This is a genomic window from Agathobaculum desmolans ATCC 43058 (assembly GCF_000701665.1).
GTDB lineage: Bacteria > Bacillota > Clostridia > Oscillospirales > Butyricicoccaceae > Agathobaculum > Agathobaculum desmolans.
Window position 1 is genome coordinate 21545 of the sequence record NZ_JNJN01000025.1, and the last position, 21028, is coordinate 42572.

The window sequence follows — 21028 nt, forward strand, 5'->3', positions numbered from 1 at the left end:
CCAAGTTCCTCCTTATATTTTAGGGCGAAACGATCTGATATGGCCGGGTGCCGAAGATCGCTGTGCCGACACGAACCATATTCGCGCCGCACAGTATCGCCGTTTCAAAATCATTAGTCATTCCCATTGACAAATAATCCATACTTACATTATCGTATTTTTTCGTCAAAATGTCAACAAATACTTGATGCATTTCATCAAAGTACCCTGAGTTTTTTGTGGCTTGATCGGCAATCGGCGGGATTGCCATCAGTCCCCGAATATGCAGAGACGGCTTTTCGCTGAGACGGGCAACGGCTTCATCCAGCTCCTCCAGCAGCAGACCGCTTTTGGCTGCCTCCCTGCCGATATTGACCTCGAGCAGGATATCCTGCTTAATTTGATGCTTGGCTGCTTCCTTGGCGATTGCTTCACCCAGATGCACCGAGCCCACCGACTGAATCAACGATACCTTCCCAATCAGATATTTCACCTTGTTGGTCTGCAGGGTGCCGATAAATTGCAGGTCTGCACCCGCATAGGCATTTTGCTCATACTTATCCAGCAGCTCCTGTACGCGATTTTCTCCGCATACACGGATGCCTGCTTCAATCGCGGCGCGAACACGCTCTGTATCGTTCATTTTTGACGCGGCTACCAGCGTAATATCGTCTGGGTTCCTTCCCGCGCGCACTGCAGCCTGCGCAACACGTTCCTGAACAGAATGGATGCGATCCTGTAGTTCTTTCTTTTCCTGTTCCGTCATGTCTTCACCACCATATTATTTTGCAGATTTTTACCGCGAACAACAATCTGATCCTGCTCGACCAGCATGTTGAAATTGGTTGCACTTTGCTCGACAACATAGTAATCGTCAGTTTCAAACAGCTTATTGATGATTTTTTCCTTTTGGATCGATCCGCTCAGAATATATACGCCTGTGGTTTGTCCACCGTCCTTATCATCCACCATGCGGATCGCTGCCTTCGGAACCCGCAGGCCAGTATAGGACGCTAAAATAATTTCAACCGGCTGCTGCCGCAGGGAAACCATTTCGCCGTTGAACTCGGTGCCCTCCAAAACAATCAGGGCTGTTTCACTGTTGCGCTCTTTAATGACCGAATATACGGTTACCGGCGATTCCATCGAGGCTTGTGTAAAATTAACGCGCAGTGCCTGCCCAATGGTTAAACGGTCAGCCTGTTCTACCGGAACTTCTGCGGCCAGATACCAACTGAATCCCCGGATAATTTTTCCGAGCGTGCCGGATGCTGCGCCCTGACGGCTGTCGTCCGCAGTCAGGGAATGAAAACGATCCAGCGTCAGCGTATCCAGTGCATCCAATGTGAGTACGGTTTCGTATCCATCTACAACTTCTGAAAAATACCCCGAACTCGGTGCTGTCAGCTGTATCGAACGTCCCGCAAGCTGCTGCTGCAAACTGTCACGCTCACTGATCAACCGGCTGCGTTCGCTCTCGATTTCAGAAGGTTCGGCATCTCCCGCACCCCGTCGTAAAGAAAGTGTACGCAGGGAATCAGCAGCCGAAGCAAGTGCACTCCCTTTCCCTTCCTTTACTTGATCTGCCATTTGCTGCAGGCCAAGCGCGATCATCTGATCCAGCTTGGCGGCATCCGAGCTGTCGGCTACTGCCTGCATAGCGGTACCGAGCTGTGCGATGCGGTTTTCCAGCGGTTCCAGCTCTCGGCTCATCGACAGCGCTTCCTCATCTGTATATACCATAGCCAGCGCGGCATCCTTCTGCACCCGCTCGCCACTGTATACAATGTGCTTTACGGATTCACTTGTACTGCCATCCACAGGCAGCTCATCCCGGAAAAACCATCCGGTTGCCGTAAAACTGTCGTTAACGGTTACACGGACTGCGGGTGTGGTTTCCGGTGCGCTGCTAAAGGCCGACAGAGCCTGCCCACCAAGATAAACAGCTAACACCGCAGTGATCAGCACAAACAGCAGCCGTGACGGCACCGCCCTGCGTTTTTGGGGTTTTAATTTCTTTTCATGCTGCGCTTGTTGCATAGATTTGCCTCATTTAGTATTATCCCTCCAAGGTGCGCGGCACAGCACACAATTCAACACGCCGCTGCGGGATGAGCGTTGATATCGCGTGCTTGTAAATCATCTGCTGCTTGCCATCTGTCTCCAGAATAATGACAAAATTGTCAAATCCACGAAGAACACCGCGCATTTGGAACCCATTAGTCAAAAAAAGTGTAATCGTCTGTCCCTGTTGACGCAAGGCAGACAACATACGATCCTGCAGATTGATTTCGTTTCTCACAATGATTCCTCCATAATTTACAAATAGTGGTATCATTGTACACCGTGTTTTTGCAGATATTCTGTCGATTCCTGCAGGACGTGGAACAGATCTTCTCCTCTATTATAGTATATCCAGTGAATATTGTCATCCCTTTTCAGCCAAGTAAGCTGACGTTTGGCATAATTGCGACTGCGCCGCTTGAGCAGTTCAATGCATGCTTCCAGCGGTTCGCCTTCCTGCAAATATCCCAGTAATTCCTTATATCCGATGGCCTGCGCCGCCGTACCAGACAGAAGTCCTAATGCAAGCAGACGACGAGTTTCATCCAGCAAACCGTCTGTGATCATTTGATCGACTCGGCTGTTAATCCGGTCATACAAAATTTCCCGGTCAGACGGACAGAGTCCCAGTTTGATCGCCTGATATTTGGGTTCGGGCCGTTTGTGACGCCGGTTAAAGTCCGCAATGGTCATACCTGTTTGTTCGTATACCTCCAGCGCACGGATCACGCGCTTCAAGTTATTGGGGTGCAGGCTTTGCGCTCCCTCCGGGTCAACCTTTGCCAAACAGGCGTGCACCGCCTTATTTCCCTGTTCTTCCGCCATGCGCTGATACTTTTCGCGCACTGTCAAATCGGTCTCATCTCCGGAAAATGTACTGCATTCGATCAAAGAATCCATATACAATCCGGTGCCACCGACAACGACGGGGATTTTCCCTTGGCTGAGTATGCGCTGTGCCGCCTGATCTGCCAGTTCCACATAACGCGCGACGGAAAAAGATGTTCCCGGATCACAAATGTCGATCAGGTGATGCGGAATCCCTTTCCGCTCTGCCGGACTTGGCTTTGCGGTGCCGATATCCATGCCACGGTATATCTGCATGGAATCAGCGGAAATGATCTCTGTATTCAGCTGCTGTGCCAATGCCACCGACAAAGCGGTTTTCCCGCTTGCCGTCGGTCCGCAGATACAGATCAAACGGTTGTCCATAGTTCCTCCTCACTGATTGACGCGCTTAAACAGCTTGTCCAGTTCATACTTTGTCAGCCGCACCATCGTCGGGCGTCCGTGTGGGCAGGAACGTACATCACCATCCGCCAGTACACGGTCGCATAAATCCTGCAATTCGGTCATCGAGGTGGATTTTCCCGCCTTAATCGCAGCCTTGCAGGCCACCGTATGGATCAGGTCATCCAAGCGGTCGGGCACGGTAGAGCGGTTGTTCATGGCCTTTCCGGCAAGCTCCTCCATCACGGACGCAACATCTTCTCCATCCAGATAGGCTGGGACGCTGCGTACCGCAAAGCTGTTTTCCCCGAATGGATCCAGTTCAAACCCCGCTTTCCGGATATCGTCTATTTGGGACTGTACCGCAGCAGCTTCTTCTCCGGTTAGGGAAACGATAACCGGTGTCAGCAGCTCCTGCTGCGTGATCTCGGTTTTCGCCCGCAGCTGATTGAACAGCAGCCGCTCATGCGCAGCATGTTTGTCAATCAGGATCAAGCCATCTGCATCTTCTGCAATGACATATGTTTGAAAACATTCCCCGATTACCCGCGCCCCGCAGTCGATCGGCTCCAATCGGTGTGCGGCCGGCGGGACTACCGATGCTGTAGGCTCCGACTCTGTCATCTGCGGCAGCGCTGCCGCAGATGGAGCCGCTGAGCGAAGTGGTGCGATGTCCCGTTCGGCGTTGCCAGCGGACGGTGTATCCTCCTGCCAAATGGAAGGGGCTGCAGCAAAGCTGCCGGAAACGCGCGGTTTTTCAGCGCGCGGCGGAACGGCGACCAGAAAATCCTCCAGCGCCGGGGGTGTAGTCTGTACGGACGATGCGATCTGCCTTGCAGGCGTTTCGACCGGTTTCGGGGAATGAAATACCGGTTTTGGCACAGCAAATCGCTGCTGTTCAAACGAAGGCTGCGCTTGTGATGCCGCAGACCGCTCCTTATGCTCGATATGCGGCATATTATCATTTGCAGAGATTGCATTTTTACAGGCAATATACACCGCCTCGAATACCGGCTTTTCCTGAGAGAATTTGACCTCGGTTTTTGCCGGATGCACATTGACATCCACAGCCGCTAACGGCAGCTCTAGAAAAACTGCCCCAGAGGGATACTTTCCAGTGATGATTGCATTACGGTAGGCCTCTTCCAACGCGGCCTGCATCAAACGGCTTTTTACATAGCGCCCATTGACAAAAAAGTGCTGCATGGAGCGGTTCGGTCTGCCGGCATGCGGTTTTACAATATAACCGTGCACTGTCATCCCATTGCGCTCCTGTTGCGGCACCTCGATCATGCTCGCTGTCATTTCCTTACCGAACACAGCAAAAACCGGTGCCAGTAGCTTCCCTTTGCCATCCGTTGCAAACACCTGCTTACCATCCCGGATCAGGGTGAATGCGATCTCGGGATGAGACAGAGCCGCATGCTGCACTACACCCAGTACATAGCCTGCTTCTGTAAAATCTTTTTTCAAAAATTTCATACGGGCAGGCGTATTGTAAAACAGATCCCGCACGACGATTGTCGTACCCTCCGGGCAGCCGGCTTCTTCCGGTGCGTCCATCACACCCGCTTCCAAGTGCAGATGGCTGCCGGACAGCGCACCGTGCTGCCGTGTGAAAAGATCGATTCTTGTCACCGATGCGATGGCTGCGAGCGCCTCTCCGCGAAATCCCAGCGTGCCGATTGCGGAAAGATCCTCCTCTGTACGCAGCTTGCTGGTCGCGTGCCGGCGGAACGCAATCGGAACATCCTCTTCCGCCATACCGCAGCCGTTATCCGCGATCCGCAGATAAGTAATCCCTCCGTGTTCGATTTCCACAGTGATCCGCGTCGATCCGGCATCGATCGCGTTTTCAACGAGTTCTTTCGCCACCGAAGCCGGGCGCTCTACCACCTCGCCTGCCGCGATCAGATCCGCCAGATGTGGTGATAATTCATGAATCATTGCCATGGTGTAATCCTTTCTGCTGAAAGATCAATAAATGCGATATGCGCCATCTGGATATCGCCTTGTGCCAGGCGCGAGCTATCTACCACGCTGCACCGCGTGACCAACACCTGCGTTCGGTCACAGTTCACCGCACCCCGCTGCCATCAGAGCAGTTTTTTCAGTTCATACAGCGCATTGAGCGCCTCAATCGGCGTCATGGTGTCCACCTGCAGCGCACGAAGGCGCTCGGCTACGGCATCGCCGGATAGGGCATCCATTGTCAGTTGGGGAACGGATTCCTCTGCTATGGCGCGCACTTCAGGTTTGGGCATGGTAGCTTCCAGATCCGCAAGCACCGCTTTCGCCCGCTTGATCACCGTATTGGGTACACCGGCCAGTTTGGCCACTTCGATGCCGTAGCTGTCATCCGCTCCACCGCGCACGATTTTACGTAAAAATGTGATGTCATCTCCGCGTTTTTTTACGGCTATATTATAATTTTTAACACCGCTTACCAAATCTTCCAACACTGTAAGTTCATGATAGTGCGTTGCGAAGAGTGCCCGCGCGCCGATTTTCCGTTTATCTGCTACATACTCGACCACAGCGCGGGCAATGCTCATGCCATCATAAGTGGACGTGCCGCGCCCAATCTCGTCCAGTATCAGCAGGCTGGATTTGGTTGCATACTTCAGAATCTCTGCAACCTCGCTCATTTCCACCATGAAAGTAGACTGTCCGCTTGCCAGATCATCCGAAGCACCAACACGGGTAAAAACACGATCAACCACACCGATATGCGCCGATGTAGCCGGTACGAATGAACCAATCTGCGCCATGATCGTGATCAATGCGACCTGCCGCATATAGGTGGATTTACCGGCCATGTTCGGCCCTGTGATGATTGCCACACGGTTTTCCCCGCGATCCAGCACCGTATCGTTGGGAATAAATAAGCTGTCCTTCAGCATCTTTTCGACAACGGGATGCCGCCCGTCACGAATCTCGATCCGATCGGAAAAATCCACAGTCGGGCAGATATAATGATTGTCGCATGCCACGTTGGCAAAGGCGCATAGTACATCGATCGCGGCCACCGCTTGGGCAGACCGCTGCACACGGTGCACTTCTGCTCCGATTTGGTCACGAATACGGATAAACATATCGTATTCCAACGCTTTCATCCGTTCCTGTGCGCCGAGCACGGTGCTTTCCAGCTGCTTGAGTTCTTCTGTGATATAGCGTTCGCAGTTGGCCAGTGTCTGCTTGCGAATATAATGCGGGGGTACAAGCCCGAGATTGGTCTTACTGACCTCAATATAATAGCCGAACACACGGTTATATCCAATTTTCAGCTTCGATATACCGGTGGACTCCCGCTCGCGCTGTTCAATTGCGGCGATTTCTCCCTGTCCGCCGGTAGACAGATCCCGCAGCGTATCGATCTCCTGACTATATCCCGGACGGATCAAACCACCCTCACGCAGTGTGACAGGCGGCTCCTCTACAATCGATTGCTCGATCAGCAAATGTATATCCTCAAGCAAATCAATCTGGCTGGTTAGTTCGCGCAGATAAGCCGCGCCGAACAGCGAAGCCTGCGCATGGATCTCCGGCAAGCAGGCGATTGCGCTGGAAAGGGAACGCAGATCTCTGCCATTCGCCGCACCGCTGACGACACGGCCGATCAGCCGTTCCATATCCAATACCTTTCGCAGGACATCCGTCAAGGCAGAACGTGCAATGACATCCTCGCATAACGCGCTGACCGCCTGTTGACGCCGAACGATTTGCAGCGGATTATACAAAGGGCGCTCCATCCACTGGCGCAGCAGCCGTGATCCCATTGCTGTACGGGTCTGATCCAGCACCCACAGCAGGGTACCGCTCTTCTCGCCGGTGCGCATGGTTTCACACAGCTCCAGATTGCGCCGCGCGATCAGGTCGATTTCCATATACTGCCCCTGATGGTGCACCTGCAGATGATTTAGCCCGGCAAGCGATGCCGCTTGGGTCTGCTCCAGATAGGCCAGCAGACCACCGAGGCATTGCACTGTCTGCGGCAGATCAGTCAGGCCTGCCGCACCAAAATCTTCTATCTGAAACTGATGCATCACGCGCTCGGCAGCCTGCTGTGCATCAAAGTACTCTTCCGGCATCGGTTCAATCAGGGCAGACAGACGATCCTGCAAAAAGGACAGCAGTACATTTGATCCGGCAGCTGCGCCGCCAACCAGAACTTCACGCGGCACAAAGCTGCCGCATTCGCTCAGGATATCTGTCCAGTCGCTCGAACCGGTTGCGTAAACATCACCCGTTGAAATATCTGCAAAGCATATTCCAATTCCGCTTTGGTCGGCAAATACGCAGCCCAGAAAATTATTCCGCTGTTCATCCAGCATGGAGGCTTCGGTAACCGTACCCGGCGTTACGCGGCGAACAATCTCACGTTTCACCAGTCCCTTTGCAAGCTTTGGGTCTTCCACCTGTTCACAGATGGCGATTTTATAGCCTTTTCCGACTAGCTTGGCAATATAGCTTTCTGCACTGTGATACGGCACGCCGCACATCGGCGCACGTTCCTCCTGACCACAGTCCCGACCGGTCAGGGTCAGCTCCAGTTCACGGGAGGCAAGCTTGGCATCGTCAAAGAACATTTCATAAAAATCGCCCAGACGGTAAAAAAGGATATAATCCTTATTTTGATTTTTGATTTCGAAATACTGCTTCATCATGGGCGTGAGTTCAGCCATTTCTATCCTCCTGCCTGTATCCTATTGCATTTACAAATTATCATATTCGTCCGAGAACGATAAATTTTTTATATCAAAGCTGCTGCACACCGCTTGGATATGCGCATAGACATCCTCAATCGGCTCCAGCGCGAACGTGTCCGCCATTACATTGAGCACATGACAGACCGCTGTGTTCTTTCCCGGTTCCGGCAGCGAAAAACCATCCATGCCAAAAAAATCGTACGCTTGCTGGAGTTCATCTGCATCGTCCGAACCTATGCACAGGGCACGATTAAACCGCAGAAAATCCGCCGCCCGCTCCGGCGCGATCCCAATCAGTTGTTCGATACTGCCGGCGCTGCCGCAGGTATACACTTCTGCTAAAAACTCATGCAGATCCGATGCGACCGGATACACAAAAGGTGCCTCACCCATTGGTGTAACCGCAAAAACCAAGTCCAGCCCCAGAGACGGCACATCGCAAAAATGTACCCCGTCCACACCGATCCGCCCCAATATGCGCGCACCGAGCGGTGTGCAGAAATAGGCGTTGTCCTCCTCTGCGGGATACAGCTCAACCAGAGATAAATCAACCGGCAGCTGACGCAGTTTTTGCAGCACGGTATCCTGCTGTGTACTCATGCGGTCATCCTCCTTATTGCTTCACTGCAAACAGGCAGCGGAGCGAAGTTTTTTCAATTGTCGCCTCGATAAAATCACCAATTTTGATATTTTCACCACGTACACAAACCAAAAGATTACCTTCCGTGCGCGCGGTAAACGGATAATCCGGCCCCTTTGCCGTACCGTCCACCAGCAGACGCATCGTTCTACCCTGATATGCGGCCTGCCGCTGAGCCACGATCGCATCCTGTGCCTGAAGCAGACGCTCAAACCACGCCTGCTTCTGCTGCGGTGTAGCCGGATCCTCATAGGTTGCCGCTGGCGTACCGCTGCGCGGCGAATATAAAAACGTAAAGAGCAGATCAAACTGTATATCCTGTACCAATGCTAACGTCTGTTCGAAATCCGCTTCGGTCTCCCCGGGGAAACCGACAATAATATCGCTGGACAGGGTGATCCCCGGCATTTTCCGCCTTGCATCCACAATCAGCGCACGGTAGCTTTCCGCAGTGTAGCGGCGGTTCATGCGGCGCAAAATTTCATCACTGCCGGACTGAAACGGCAGATGCAGCTGTTTAGCCACCTTTTTGCAATCCGCCATGGCATCGAACAGACGCGGGGAGGCGTCTTTCGGGTGGCTGGTCATGAAGCGCAGCCAGAAATCACCCGGCACGGCGTTTAACCGACGCAGCAGGTCGGCGAAATCCACATCCAGCCCCAGATCCTTGCCATAGGAGTTCACGTTCTGACCCAGCAGCGTGATCTCCTTGTATCCTGCTGCAACCAGCTCACGCAATTCCTTTTCAATCTCTTCCGGGCGGCGAGATCGCTCACGTCCACGCACATACGGCACGATACAGTAGGTGCAGAAGTTATTGCAGCCATACATGATGGACAGCCACGCTTTCGGACCGTGGCCGCGCAGCACCGGCAGCCCTTCCGCAATATCATCCACCCCGCCGATATCGAAAATGCGCTTTTTTTCTGTCAGCGCGCGATACAGCAGCGAAGGAAAACGCCACAGCGCGTGCGTGCCGAACAGCAGCTTTACCTGCGGATAACTCTTTTTGATTTTCTCAACATTTTTTTCTTGCTGCACCATGCAGCCGCACAGGGCAATAATCACATCCGGGCGCTGCTTTTTCAAATGACTGAGCGCACCGATGTTGCCGAAGGCGCGATCCTCCGCATGTTCACGCACTGCACAGGTATTATACAGGATGAAATCGGCTTTATCGATCTCTTCTGTCATTTCATACCCCATTTCGTGCAGCATACCGCGGATCCGTTCGGTATCCGCCTCATTTTGCTGGCAGCCGAACGTATGCGTATAGGCACGCAGATGCCGCCCGCGGATCAGCTCCGCAACGGCATCCATATAGGTAAATTGATTTTGCAGTTCTTCCTGCGAAACAATAGCTGATTCAGACATGCGCAGTCTCCTCTTAGCGGAATGGCGTACCGTCAGCGGTGAACACATTCATGCGATGATAAGCGCTGAATGGGATCTCATACTGCGGCAAATATTGTGCAATGGCACGGGTCAGATATTCCGGACTCATGTTGTTGTTTCCGGCTGCCGTTGTAACGACCGCGGTCACCTCATCTGCTTCCTCGGTGATGGTGAGGCCGCGCATCAATTCTTTCATATTCACGGTCTTTTCACCGCGTTTGGAGCGTTTGACGATTTCAACCGCCGGCCGGGCAAACAACGCGCGAACCGCATCAGTAAAGCCCGCAGGAACCGCCTCCTCAAATCCCCATGTGATGCGATATTGCGACCATGCGATCGCACCGACTTTCATCCCACCATCCTCGAGCGGGTATATCTCAATCGCGCGCAGCCCTTCGGGGAACACATCATTGAGCGCTTCCAACGCATTTTCCGGCACAGCCTCGCTGGTAATATTGAAGTCCAGAAACTCACATTCGCCCGAGTAGCCGGTCGAAAGCGGCAGCGCCACGGAGACATAGGCATGCTGGTTGAAGCCTTCGGTAAACCACAGCGGCATCTGGCAGCGCGCCATCGAGCGCTGCATCGTATGCATGAGATCAAGGTGAGAGATATATTTTGCTCTCCCCTCTTTGGCAAATTTCATTCTTGCCTTAAACACAGCACTTTCCTCCCTTCAGCAGCGCATTTGCACCGCAGCCTGCGCATTTCTGCATGCAGTCCGGTGTAACAGCCGCTTCACGGGACAGCTCCCACTCATGCTTCAAATGCTCTTTTCTCGTGCCGCAGCCGATGTGATCCCACGGGAACACCTCGTCCAGCGGACGGGGGCGCGATGCATAGAAGTCCGGATCCAAACCGCAATCGGCAAACGCCTGCATCCAGCGTTCAAAGTCGAAGCACTGATCCCAGCCATCCATTTTGCAGCCGCGCTGCCAGGCCAGCAGAATCGCCTTACCCTGTCGCCGGTCTCCGCGGGCGATCACGCCTTCCAGAACAGAGGTTTCCGCATCATGCCAGTTGTAGGTCACGTTTTTGGTTTTCATAATGACCTTCATGTGCGCCTGCTTTTCCCGGAACTGTTCCAGGGTATCCTGCGCGTCCCACTGGAACGGTGTCTGCGGCTTAGGCACAAAGCAGGAAGCGGATGCGGTGATTTTCACGCCGCGTGCACGGTTTGTGGTATTGACCCGCCAGCAATAAGCAACCTTTTTGCAGATTTCCGCGATTCCGTCCAGATCTTCGGTGGTTTCCGTAGGCAGACCAATCATGAAATACAGCTTTACGTTGTTCCAGCCGCCCTGAAAGGCGATCTCACAGGCGTGAAGCACGTCTTCTTCACGAATGTTTTTATTGATGACATCGCGCAAACGCTGTGTACCTGCCTCACAGGCAAAGGTCAGGCCGCTTTTGCGGGTCTTCTGTACGCGCTGCATCAGTTCTGCGCTGAAGCTGTCCGCACGAAGCGACGGAAGCGACAGGCTGATATGACGCGGCTCACAATAATCCAGCATCCCCTCGGTCAAACCGGACAGATCCCCGTAATCACTGGTGGAGAGCGAGGAAAGCGAAATTTCCTCATAGCCCGAATTTTTCAGCACCGCCTCGGCCTGCCGCAGGAGCACCTCCTTGGATTTGGTGCGCAGCGGCCGGTAGGTATGCCCTGCCTGACAGAATCGGCAGCCGCGCGGGCAGCCGCGGAACAGTTCGACCATGGCGCGGTCAAACACGATATCGGTGGACGGCACCACAAAGGATTCCGGATAATACATTGTATCCAGATCCTTCACGATGCGCTTCTGCACCATTTCCGGTGCTCCGTGCGTCGGGGTCACGCGGTCGATCGTTCCGTCATCGTGATACGAAACCTCATACAGCGAAGGAACATACATCCCTTCGATCTGTGCCGCCTGAATCAGAAAATCCTGCTTGCTCCACCCTTCCCGCTTGGCCTTGCGGTATAGATCGGTGAATTCCAGCATAATCTCCTCACCGTCGCCAATCATAAACAGATCAACAAAATCCGCAAGCGGTTCCGGGTTATAGGCGCATGGGCCGCCGCAGGCAACCAAATGCTTCAGCTCAGTACGATCCTTTGCAAGCACCGGCACACCGCCGAGATCGAGCATATTCAGGATATTGGTAAACGACAATTCGTATTGCAGTGTAAACGCGATAATGTCAAACTCGCAGAGCGGATCGCCGCTCTCCAATCCGTACAGCGGAATCCCCGCCGCACGCAGTTCGGCTTCCATATCGATCCACGGAGCACAGACACGCTCGCACCAGATACCCTTCTGATCGTTGAGCAGGCCGTATAGGATACGCGAGCCCAGATGCGACATGGCAACCTCATAGGTATCCGGGAAGCAAAACGCAAACCGCAGATCAACTTCCTTCTTATCCTTCATCACAGAGCCCCACTCGCCGCCGACATAACGCGCCGGCTTCTGCACGCGGGACAGGATGGCTTCCATCTTTTTGTGCAAGGCAGTTCCTCCCAAACAAAATACAAAAACAGTATAACATATTTCGAGTAAAAAGACCACACCGTCTTATCTCGGTATGGTCTTTGTTTTTACTTCAAGCCCAGAATACGGGCGGAATTCAGAACGGTTAAAACCGTCATCAAAACATCGGCTGCCACAGCCTGCCACATGTAGGCCACGCCGACTACCGTCAGCAAGACCAGCAGGATTTTGACAAGCAGCACAAACACCATGTTTTGAAATGCGATGCTGTGTGTCCGTCGGCAGATCCGCATGGCATCCGCCAGACGCGTCAGGTCGTTGGACATGATCAGAACATTTGCTGCATCTGCCGATCGGCTGGAGCCTGCTACACCCATTGCCACGCCGACATCAGCCAGCTTAAGCTCCTCGAGGTCATTGACACCGTCTCCAATATAGGCGGCAGTACCATCTGTCGGGATTGTGCGGAGCAAAAACTCCATCTTGGATGCTTTTTCTTCCGGCTGCAATCCATAATGGATGGTGTCGATACCGATAGCATCCGCAGTACGCTGTGCAGGAATTTCTGTGTCCCCGGTCAGGATAACCGTACGCAAGACCCCCTGCGATTTCATGCCGTGGATTGCATCCTTTGCTTCTGTTCGGATGGTATCTTCCAATACGATCGCACCGGCATAGTCCCCATCATATGCAATATAGACCACAGTGCCGGCAATTTCCGGCACACCCTTAACCCCGCGGGATACCATCAGCCGGCGGTTACCTGCCAGCAAGTTGCGGTTGCCGATCCGGGCACGTACCCCACGTCCGGGGAACTCCTCAAATTCGCTGATTTTCTGCGGAACGCTGGGATATGCGGCCACCAGTGCACGCGCCACCGGATGCGGCGAAAGCTGTTCCGCAGCGGCAGCCAGAGCCAGAATACTTTCCTGATTGAAGTCCTGCGTTGTCTGAATCTCTTTCACACGGAGGTTTCCTTCGGTCAGCGTGCCGGTTTTATCGAATACTGCCATGCGCAGCTCGGCCATTTTCTCCACAGCCGCACTGCCCTTAACATGGATCCCCTTTTGTGACAGACGACCACGGCCGCACATGAAGCACAGAGGAACGGAGATCATCAGTGCAGTCGGACAGCAGATCATCAGAATCGTGAGCGCACGATAGATCCAGTTTGCCATTGTAGTGGCAGAGTTAAACAACGGCGGGATAACAGCCAAGAGCACTGCCAGCACAACCGCAACCGGAATGACCCGTGCCGCACCCGTCAGGACGCTTTTTTCCAGTGCCGCTCTGCACTCGCTGCCCTCATCCTGCACGCGCAGAATCTGGCTGACCGCACAGTCGGTAAACCGGGTAGTCGCACGCATTAAAAGCAGCGAACCAGTGTACAGGCTGCCGGCCAATACTTTATCATTTTTGCCGATAGACGAAGGTTCCGCATCGCCGGTCAGCACGGTATCATCAACGGTACCTTCACCACGAAGCACAATACCATCAATCGGAATGCGTTCTCCCGAGCGCACCAGAACGAACTCACCAATACGGATATCAGACGGCGACACCTGACGTTCTTCGCCTTGCATATTGACCAAAGATGCCTTGTCCGGCAGAAAACCGGTCTGTCTGGCCAAAGACTGATGTGTTGAGCTGAGGACCAAATCACTGACCATCTTGCCCACGCCGTGCAGGATCAGGATGATACTGGCCTCTGGCCGGTTGCCCAACAGGAACGCACCCAAAGAAGCGATCAAGATCAGCAAATATTCATCAAAATATTTCCCATGTGCAAAATTTTGTGCGACTCGTGCGGCAATCGGAACACCCGTCAGCAAATATGCGAGCAGATACATTGCAAATGCGATGCTGGATTTTCCAAAGACCAGACCCACCACCAAAAAAACAACTGCTACCGACAAGCGGATCAGCGTAAAACGCATGTCCAGTGGTGTCATCGGCTGATATGGAACTTTTTCTCCTGTCGCCGCACGACGTGCATTTTCCCGGCGAACACGAGTCTGTTCGCGGCGACGCATCCGCGCATGATACTGCGCACGTTCGACAAGCGTCATACCCGCAGTCTCATCAGTTACTTTTTCTGCAACCGTCAAAGCGGCTTCGGTGATCACCGGAACCGGATCGTCCGGCATCTCGTCCACAGCTTCTTTATCCGCATCTATCTCGGTTGCCGGAACGCCCTCGGGTTCTTCCGATATATCCGCTGCATCTTCCGATGAAACGGCAGTAGGCGCTTGGGGCTCCGGCACAGCGTTTACTTCCGAATCGTCTGCGGTATCCTTTTGTGCACGGTCAGTTTCCACAAGCTGTCCATCTGGTGTCGAGTCCGACCCCACATCTGCGGTCTGCGGGGCTCGCTCCTCCGCTGCCGCAGGCGGCTGCGCCGGAACAACGGAAAGCCCGTCCTCCAGATCCGACAACATATTTTCCACCAAATCAGTCGGGAAATCCAAATTTTCTGCCTCAACCTGCGCAAGCAGGTCTTCTGAATACCCCGGTTGGGGAATATCTGCCGTCGGTTGCCGACCTTCTGCCTCCGGTTCGGTCAGACGGTTGTTATTTTCACTCATTCACTATCCCTCCTGCACATATGCAATAACATGTACCAAGATGAACTGGATATGGTCATTGCACAGCGCATAGTATACTGTTTTATCCGGTTTCTATATATAGTAATTCCGCTTACCCGTTTGCAAGAAAATTCCAGATAGGTGTTCGCGTAATCGCACAGTACGACTTGCACCCCCGGATAATTCCAAAACCAGCGCGGCAGAATATTTCCATTACTGTTATCAAGCACACTGTAAAAAATAAAATAGCTGAGATCTGTTTATATCCATTGCGATCTCGCTTGCGCTGCATGGTATATCGTTTATTTACAGCATGCAACAGCTATCTCAGCTGAGAGAGCCGACAGCAAAGGTCCATACCGCGACACATGAGTATCTATTCAAATATGGTATCATCCAATCGCACATCTGTCAAGAATTCCAAATAAAAACCACTCAACAGTTGCATAAAAATCAAGTCCGGTGCATTACACCGGACTTGATTTTTACTTTTCTGCTTTGGGTTCGGTTATCACTTCTTTGAAAGAGGTGGCTAAGCCGGCAAGCGACTGAATCTCGCTCGGAATAATAATTTTCGTCGCTTTGCCATCTGCCGCTGTGCTGAATGCTTCCAAAGATTTAAGCTTAATGACCTGTTCGGTCGGCGAGGCCTGATTAAGCATCGTAATCGAATCCGCAAGTGCTTTCTGTACGGTGAGAAGCGCCTCTGCTTCGCCTTCTGCTTCCTTGATTTTAGCAAGGCGACTGGCCTCTGCACGCAGCACGGTCGATTCCTTCTCGCCCTCTGCTACCAGAATGGCGGATTGTTTTTTGCCTTCTGCCACCAGGATCGCTTCACGGCGTTCACGTTCAGCCTTCATCTGTTTTTCCATCGATTCCTGAATTGCGGCAGGCGGAATGATATTTTTCAGCTCTACGCGGTTAACCTTAATGCCCCATGCATCGGTCGCTTCATCCAGAATCGCGCGCATTTTGGTATTGATGATGTCGCGGCTGGTCAAGGTCTGATCAAGTTCGAGATCGCCAATGATGTTACGCAGCGTGGTAGCAGTCAGGTTTTCGATCGCCGCCATCGGGCTTTCGATTCCGTAGGTGAACAGCTTGGGATCCGTGATCTGGAAATACACCACCGTATCGATCTGCATGGTAACGTTATCCTTGGTGATTACAGGCTGCGGTGGAAAATCCACAACCTGCTCTTTCAGCGTTACCTTTCGGGCAACGCGCTCAAACAACGGTACCTTGAAATGCAATCCTGTATTCCATGTGCACTTATACGTACCCAAGCGTTCTACGATATAGGCCTTGGCCTGTGGAACAACGACAATATTGCTGGCCAAAAATGCGATCAGCAGAATTGCTAGAACAATCCAGATAACAGGAATAATAAACGGCATAACACGACTCCCTTTCTCACGGAACCCTAATTGATTTTTTCTACTACGGCCTTTACTCCGCGGATCTCTACCACATGCACTGTGGTACCGACGGGAATGACCGTGTCATCCACACTGCGCGCAGACCATACAGTACCGCACACCTTTACCGCACCGGTTTCGTGCAGATGATCAACTGCTTCAGTGACAATTGCTGTTTCACCAATGATCCGATCCGCATTGGTCGCTTCTTTTTTGGTCTTTAGAAAGCGCCGGCAGAACGGCCGCATCAGAATGAGCAATACCGCCGAAAACAGCACAAAGATTACAAGCTGCGTTGGCACACTCAACCCAATGCTGGCAGCGATCAGCGCCGCTACGCCGCCCACTGCAAACCAGATTGCAGATAAATCCAACGTAAAGGCCTCCACCGCCACACCAATAATGATAACAGCCACCCATATATATAGGCTGTTGATACCAAACAACATTTGTATGATCCCCTCCTTTGCGCATAGTATATCACGGCAACACATAAAAGTACAGCAAAAAACATGATTAATATTCAGTCTTCAAAAATGTACTTGTTTGACGATGAGCAGTGATACACGCGGCACCACGTATTAAATCGTATTTGCCGCAAAATCAAGTGTAAAGCCATATCTATATGATCTGTAAAAGTAATACAAATTGCCGTAAAAGCAGCTTGTCTAAAAACGAAAAAAGGCGATACTTTCTCACAAAGTATGTACTCTGCATCTATGTTTGCAAAGATACAATCATCTTCTCATGCGTCAGTGCGACTATGATGCTAATAAGCATTTACAGCTTAGAAAGCCTTGAGATGAGATTTGTCAAGGGAAGTTTCAGCTAAATGTTACAGATATCTCATTCTATTTTTTCTGATAGTAAACAGATTTAAAACTTGTTCTCCTTAGAAAGGCATACATTGATAGACTTGTGATACTATAAAGAGGCACACAGCTTATAACTGTACGCCTCTTTATTCACCTCATTATTCAAATGAATTCTCTGTCCTATACCCTTGTTTTGCGGTATTATTTTTAAGCAGATGATAGATCGTATAACACATAGGAATAATCATAATAAGGGAAAACATATCGACCATAAGACTTCCTGCTTTTGAAGGGATAAAACTTTGCATGGCACCAATAAAGTTATTCGCTGCATGTACGATCATTGGATAGATAAGCCGATTTGTTTTATAGTAAATAATTCCAGCGACGATCCCCATAAATGTAGCATAAACTGTCTGAATGAGATTCATATGATACGCTCCGAACATGATCGCCGATAACATAATTGAGATCCATACAGGAAATACCTTTTGCATGGAGCGAAATACAATACCTCGAAAAAGCAGTTCTTCAACAAGAGGTGCTACGATCACAACGGTCAATATGAGTTCTAAGCCACTTCCGCCTTCAATAGATTTGTTTGCTGCTTCCATAGCGGAAAGGCTTTCCCGAAACGCTGGAATGTTCTTAGCTAACATGATCCAAAGATAGGATACCCCGGAAATCCCTGCGCCGGCGATCAAGCTCATTGCGGTTCCCTTGGCATCGGGCAGACCGCTCTTTTCCCCTCTGTCCCTCTGAAATACCCATCGATACACAGCAAAGAAGAGAATAATCAGCACAAAGTTGACAAAAATCTCAGTCCATCCATAGAAGGCAGCGAATTGTTCCTGGGTAAGTTGCAGCACGTTCGTGAAAAAGCTGTAAAAACCATAGAGCAAAATTCCGGACATACCATAATGCAGTGCAATGGCCAGTATCGGCAGCAGGAGAAAGCAAAATCTCCTGCCAATACTCATAGCGTGTTTATCCATGTTCTTTCCTCTTTATTATTTCTCCCTTAACCCCTGTATCTTTTTGTCGATCTCATCGATCCTTTCCAGATCTTTCTTCAGGGTTTGCAGTTCCTCTTCCGTAAACAGGTCTTTGCAGTTTTCGATTTGGAGCGTTAGAAATTCTGCATAGGTGCAGTCCGGCAACTGCTCGGACGCATTTTTCTCAATATTTTCAAACACCTTATCCCACAATTCCTGATGCTCTAAAAAGATATTGTTTTGCTCTTTGCTTAACGCTGCAACCTTATCATCTACGGTATCTTCCGAAGGAAGTGCCGTTGCAACTTCCTTGCCGTTTTTAATATCCTCTACCAGCTTGAGGATGGCATCCATTTTCTTTTCATCTTCAATGCTACCGGTAATAGGCTCTCCGATGATATTCCCGTTTTTATCCACCATAATTGTAGTGGGGAAAGCGAAAATTTTCCCGACATAGTCCTGAGCTTCATCGCCGCCATTGATAAACAGATTTCTATAGGTAGCGCCTTGCTTTGCAAGGATTTCTTTTGCCTCTGAAAGCAATTCTTCGCTTTCTCCAGCCTCAACATTCACCCCTACCAGCTCAGCCCCTTTTTCACGGAGTTTTTCATTCAATTCTTCAAGCGCCGGCATCTCATTTACACAGGCAGAACAACCATTAAACCAAAAATTGAGCAGCGTTACCTCATTGTTGCTAAACAAGGTGCTGTCCACATTGTTGCCTTCAAAATCTGTTCCAGTAAATTCGGGAAATGGATTCTCTTGTGTTGCTCCATTTGGGGCTGACTGTGAATCTACTGTACCGTTGCAGCCGCAAGCCGCCAGCGAAGTTATCAATACAAGAGCCACAAGGCCAGATGCAATTTTCTTAAATACTTTCATTTTTCATATCTCCAATCTGATTTGATGTTTTATTTTCTTTGGTTTTAACGGGATTTGTGCTACCCCAATGGATAAAAATTGCTTTTGTCGGGCACACCTTGATACAATCGCCGCACCGAATACACTCTGTATGTGCCGTGTTTTTGCTGATGTCCACATCCATTTTGCAAACACGGCTGCATTTTCCGCAGGCAATACATTTATCCTTGTCCACTTTGTAGTTAAGCAGCGAAAACCTGTTAAACAGGGAATAAAATGCCCCAAGAAGACACAGCCATTTGCAAAATGGACGATAAAACAGTACGCTAAGTACAATCATCCCAGCAAGGATCAGGAATTTCCACCGAAAGAGGGCGCCAAGGGCCGCTCGAATACTGCCGCTTGCAAGGGAAAGTGGAATACCTCCTTCCAGGATTCCCTGCGGACAAATGTACTTACAGAAGTATGGTATGGAAATTCCCGCGTCGTTTGTTATCAATATTGGTAATGCGATGACTGCGATAACGAGAATACCGTACTTGATGCAGCACATGAATTTGAGCTTTTTGGTGCTGAATTTTTTCGTCGGAATTTTGTGGAGAAGATCTTGCAGCCAACCGAACGGGCAGAAAAAGCCACAGATAAATCTACCAAACATGATTCCGAAAAAAATCAAGATCCCCGTTATATAGTAAGAAAAATTAAATTTTGACGAACCGACGACTGCCTGAAAAGAACCGATCGGACACGCTCCTGTTGCAGCAGGACAAGAGTAACAGTTCAGCCCCGGCACACATACCTGTTTTACTTTTCCGTTATATAGAGCTCCTTTCAAAAAATTTGGCAGATGAACATTTGTCAAAAATGTAGCAAACGCTTGGATCGTATTCCTGCTTGTAAACAGATTTTTTAATCGTTCTCTGATCTTTTTCGTATGTTTACTATTATCCAATGCCGACACACTCCAAACACAATCGAATTGCTTTCGTAAATACAGTTTCGACCTCCCCACGACATACGCCAACGCATACAAAAATGATTGCAATAGCAATTAGCAGGATTTGCACTGCAAACACTTTATAAGCCGAATATTTACTGGTAACTTTCATTTTTCCTCCTTTGTTTTTGCTTGATTTTCAGTGACAGATGAAGTATAGCAAACCGGATATAAAATTTCCGTTAAGAGAAAATCTTTTTTGCATTTAACAGAAAATTTATTGTCTCTATGTTATAATTTCATTAAAACATGTTGTCTAAAAAGATGATTGCTCTATACTTTTCCGAGTAACATCTTATCGATAAATAGACTGCGATGAAAGGAGCATATGTTAAATATGAGAATATTGATTGTCGAAGATGAAAAATCCCTCTGTGATACGATTGCAAAAGGTCTGCGTCTCGACGGATACGAGGTTGACAGCTGTTTTGATGGAGACAACGCATGGGATATGATTCTGTCAGAAACTTATGATCTGATCATATTGGACTTGAATCTTCCGGGAATGGATGGAATGGAAATACTTCGAAATATTCGCAAAGAAGATATCGAAACAAATGTACTGATCCTATCTGCAAGAAGCCAACTGCAAGATAAAATAGATGGTCTCGACAGCGGCGCAAACGATTATCTCTGCAAGCCGTTTCATTTTGAAGAACTGGAAGCACGGGTGCGAAGCCTGATGCGGCGGCGTGTGATCCAGAACAATATTATCATAAAATGCGGTGACCTTTCTCTTGACACAAAAGCACGCATTGCATTTGCAAGCAATACTGAATTATCCCTTACAAGAAAAGAATTGGGACTATTGGAATATTTGATCCTGCATCAGGAGGATGTGGTAAGCCAGGAAGAACTCATACAACATG

At 50.4% G+C, this 21028-nt stretch carries 18 protein-coding genes; 1 reads left to right on the forward strand and 17 read right to left on the reverse strand.

All coding sequences use genetic code 11. The features are described from left to right. Positions 1-19: 19 nt before the first annotated feature. From T363_RS0107780 to T363_RS16570, 17 genes are all read right to left on the reverse strand, one after another. Positions 20-745, reverse strand: a complete 726-nt coding sequence (locus tag T363_RS0107780) for a YggS family pyridoxal phosphate-dependent enzyme (protein ID WP_031474835.1) — start codon at positions 743-745, stop codon at positions 20-22. Further along, entirely contained in the window at positions 742-2019 is a 1278-nt protein-coding gene (locus T363_RS0107785) for a biotin/lipoyl attachment domain-containing protein (RefSeq protein WP_031474837.1), read from the reverse strand. The genes T363_RS0107780 and T363_RS0107785 overlap by 4 nt, the downstream gene beginning before the upstream one ends. 19 nt (positions 2020-2038) lie before the next feature. After that, on the reverse strand, positions 2039-2284 hold the full coding sequence (gene hfq / locus T363_RS0107790; protein WP_207640622.1) for an RNA chaperone Hfq: 246 nt from the start codon (positions 2282-2284) through the stop codon (positions 2039-2041). A gap of 29 nt (positions 2285-2313) precedes the next feature. After that, positions 2314-3255 (reverse strand): tRNA (adenosine(37)-N6)-dimethylallyltransferase MiaA, encoded by a 942-nt coding sequence (miaA, locus tag T363_RS0107795; protein WP_031474841.1) that lies wholly within the window; start codon positions 3253-3255, stop codon positions 2314-2316. 9 nt (positions 3256-3264) lie between these two features. Next, positions 3265-5226, reverse strand: a complete 1962-nt coding sequence (gene mutL / locus T363_RS0107800; protein WP_031474843.1) for a DNA mismatch repair endonuclease MutL — start codon at positions 5224-5226, stop codon at positions 3265-3267. Positions 5227-5369: 143 nt separating this feature from the next. Continuing rightward, positions 5370-7958: a DNA mismatch repair protein MutS gene (mutS, locus tag T363_RS0107805; protein ID WP_031474845.1), complete on the reverse strand. Its 2589-nt coding sequence runs from the start codon at positions 7956-7958 to the stop codon at positions 5370-5372. A 30-nt stretch (positions 7959-7988) separates the two neighbouring features. Further along, positions 7989-8582, reverse strand: coding sequence for a hypothetical protein (locus T363_RS0107810; protein WP_031474847.1), 594 nt, complete (start codon positions 8580-8582; stop codon positions 7989-7991). A gap of 13 nt (positions 8583-8595) precedes the next feature. Further along, entirely contained in the window at positions 8596-9996 is a 1401-nt protein-coding gene (gene miaB / locus T363_RS0107815) for a tRNA (N6-isopentenyl adenosine(37)-C2)-methylthiotransferase MiaB (protein ID WP_031474849.1), read from the reverse strand. A gap of 13 nt (positions 9997-10009) precedes the next feature. After that, positions 10010-10678: a TIGR03936 family radical SAM-associated protein gene (locus tag T363_RS0107820; RefSeq protein WP_051643170.1), complete on the reverse strand. Its 669-nt coding sequence runs from the start codon at positions 10676-10678 to the stop codon at positions 10010-10012. After that, a complete protein-coding gene (locus tag T363_RS0107825) occupies positions 10671-12494 on the reverse strand; it encodes a TIGR03960 family B12-binding radical SAM protein (RefSeq protein ID WP_031474853.1) in 1824 nt (607 codons plus the stop codon). Before T363_RS0107825 ends, T363_RS0107820 begins: the two co-directional genes overlap by 8 nt. A 101-nt stretch (positions 12495-12595) precedes the next feature. After that, positions 12596-15073: a heavy metal translocating P-type ATPase gene (locus T363_RS0107830; protein WP_031474855.1), complete on the reverse strand. Its 2478-nt coding sequence runs from the start codon at positions 15071-15073 to the stop codon at positions 12596-12598. A 485-nt stretch (positions 15074-15558) separates the two neighbouring features. Further along, a complete protein-coding gene (locus T363_RS0107835) occupies positions 15559-16470 on the reverse strand; it encodes an SPFH domain-containing protein (RefSeq protein WP_031474857.1) in 912 nt (303 codons plus the stop codon). A 26-nt stretch (positions 16471-16496) separates the two neighbouring features. Continuing rightward, positions 16497-16940: an NfeD family protein gene (locus T363_RS0107840; protein ID WP_031474859.1), complete on the reverse strand. Its 444-nt coding sequence runs from the start codon at positions 16938-16940 to the stop codon at positions 16497-16499. A gap of 524 nt (positions 16941-17464) precedes the next feature. Beyond that, complete coding sequence (locus T363_RS0107845) at positions 17465-18301, reverse strand: CPBP family intramembrane glutamic endopeptidase (protein WP_031474861.1); 837 nt, start codon at positions 18299-18301, stop codon at positions 17465-17467. A 15-nt stretch (positions 18302-18316) separates the two neighbouring features. Next, complete coding sequence (locus T363_RS0107850) at positions 18317-19183, reverse strand: TlpA family protein disulfide reductase (RefSeq protein ID WP_031474863.1); 867 nt, start codon at positions 19181-19183, stop codon at positions 18317-18319. Next, on the reverse strand, positions 19170-20114 hold the full coding sequence (locus T363_RS0107855; RefSeq protein ID WP_031474865.1) for a 4Fe-4S binding protein: 945 nt from the start codon (positions 20112-20114) through the stop codon (positions 19170-19172). Before T363_RS0107855 ends, T363_RS0107850 begins: the two co-directional genes overlap by 14 nt. Next, positions 20107-20271, reverse strand: a complete 165-nt coding sequence (locus tag T363_RS16570) for a CD1871A family CXXC motif-containing protein (RefSeq protein ID WP_031474867.1) — start codon at positions 20269-20271, stop codon at positions 20107-20109. The genes T363_RS0107855 and T363_RS16570 overlap by 8 nt, the downstream gene beginning before the upstream one ends. Before the next feature lie 225 nt (positions 20272-20496). Between T363_RS16570 and T363_RS0107865 the strand changes: the two genes are divergently transcribed. Beyond that, on the forward strand, positions 20497-21028 hold a 532-nt coding region (locus tag T363_RS0107865), incomplete at its 3' end, for a response regulator transcription factor (RefSeq protein ID WP_031474869.1).

Coding starts and splice junctions, on each gene's coding strand:
- T363_RS0107780 (WP_031474835.1), bottom strand. CDS start 745: ATGACGGAACAGGAAAAGAAAGAACTACAGGATCGCATCCATTCTGTT.
- T363_RS0107785 (WP_031474837.1), bottom strand. CDS start 2,019: ATGCAACAAGCGCAGCATGAAAAGAAATTAAAACCCCAAAAACGCAGG.
- miaA (WP_031474841.1), bottom strand. CDS start 3,255: ATGGACAACCGTTTGATCTGTATCTGCGGACCGACGGCAAGCGGGAAA.
- mutL (WP_031474843.1), bottom strand. CDS start 5,226: ATGGCAATGATTCATGAATTATCACCACATCTGGCGGATCTGATCGCG.
- mutS (WP_031474845.1), bottom strand. CDS start 7,958: ATGGCTGAACTCACGCCCATGATGAAGCAGTATTTCGAAATCAAAAAT.
- T363_RS0107810 (WP_031474847.1), bottom strand. CDS start 8,582: ATGAGTACACAGCAGGATACCGTGCTGCAAAAACTGCGTCAGCTGCCG.
- miaB (WP_031474849.1), bottom strand. CDS start 9,996: ATGTCTGAATCAGCTATTGTTTCGCAGGAAGAACTGCAAAATCAATTT.
- T363_RS0107825 (WP_031474853.1), bottom strand. CDS start 12,494: ATGGAAGCCATCCTGTCCCGCGTGCAGAAGCCGGCGCGTTATGTCGGC.
- T363_RS0107830 (WP_031474855.1), bottom strand. CDS start 15,073: ATGAGTGAAAATAACAACCGTCTGACCGAACCGGAGGCAGAAGGTCGG.
- T363_RS0107835 (WP_031474857.1), bottom strand. CDS start 16,470: ATGCCGTTTATTATTCCTGTTATCTGGATTGTTCTAGCAATTCTGCTG.
- T363_RS0107840 (WP_031474859.1), bottom strand. CDS start 16,940: ATGTTGTTTGGTATCAACAGCCTATATATATGGGTGGCTGTTATCATT.
- T363_RS0107845 (WP_031474861.1), bottom strand. CDS start 18,301: ATGGATAAACACGCTATGAGTATTGGCAGGAGATTTTGCTTTCTCCTG.
- T363_RS0107850 (WP_031474863.1), bottom strand. CDS start 19,183: ATGAAAGTATTTAAGAAAATTGCATCTGGCCTTGTGGCTCTTGTATTG.
- T363_RS16570 (WP_031474867.1), bottom strand. CDS start 20,271: ATGAAAGTTACCAGTAAATATTCGGCTTATAAAGTGTTTGCAGTGCAA.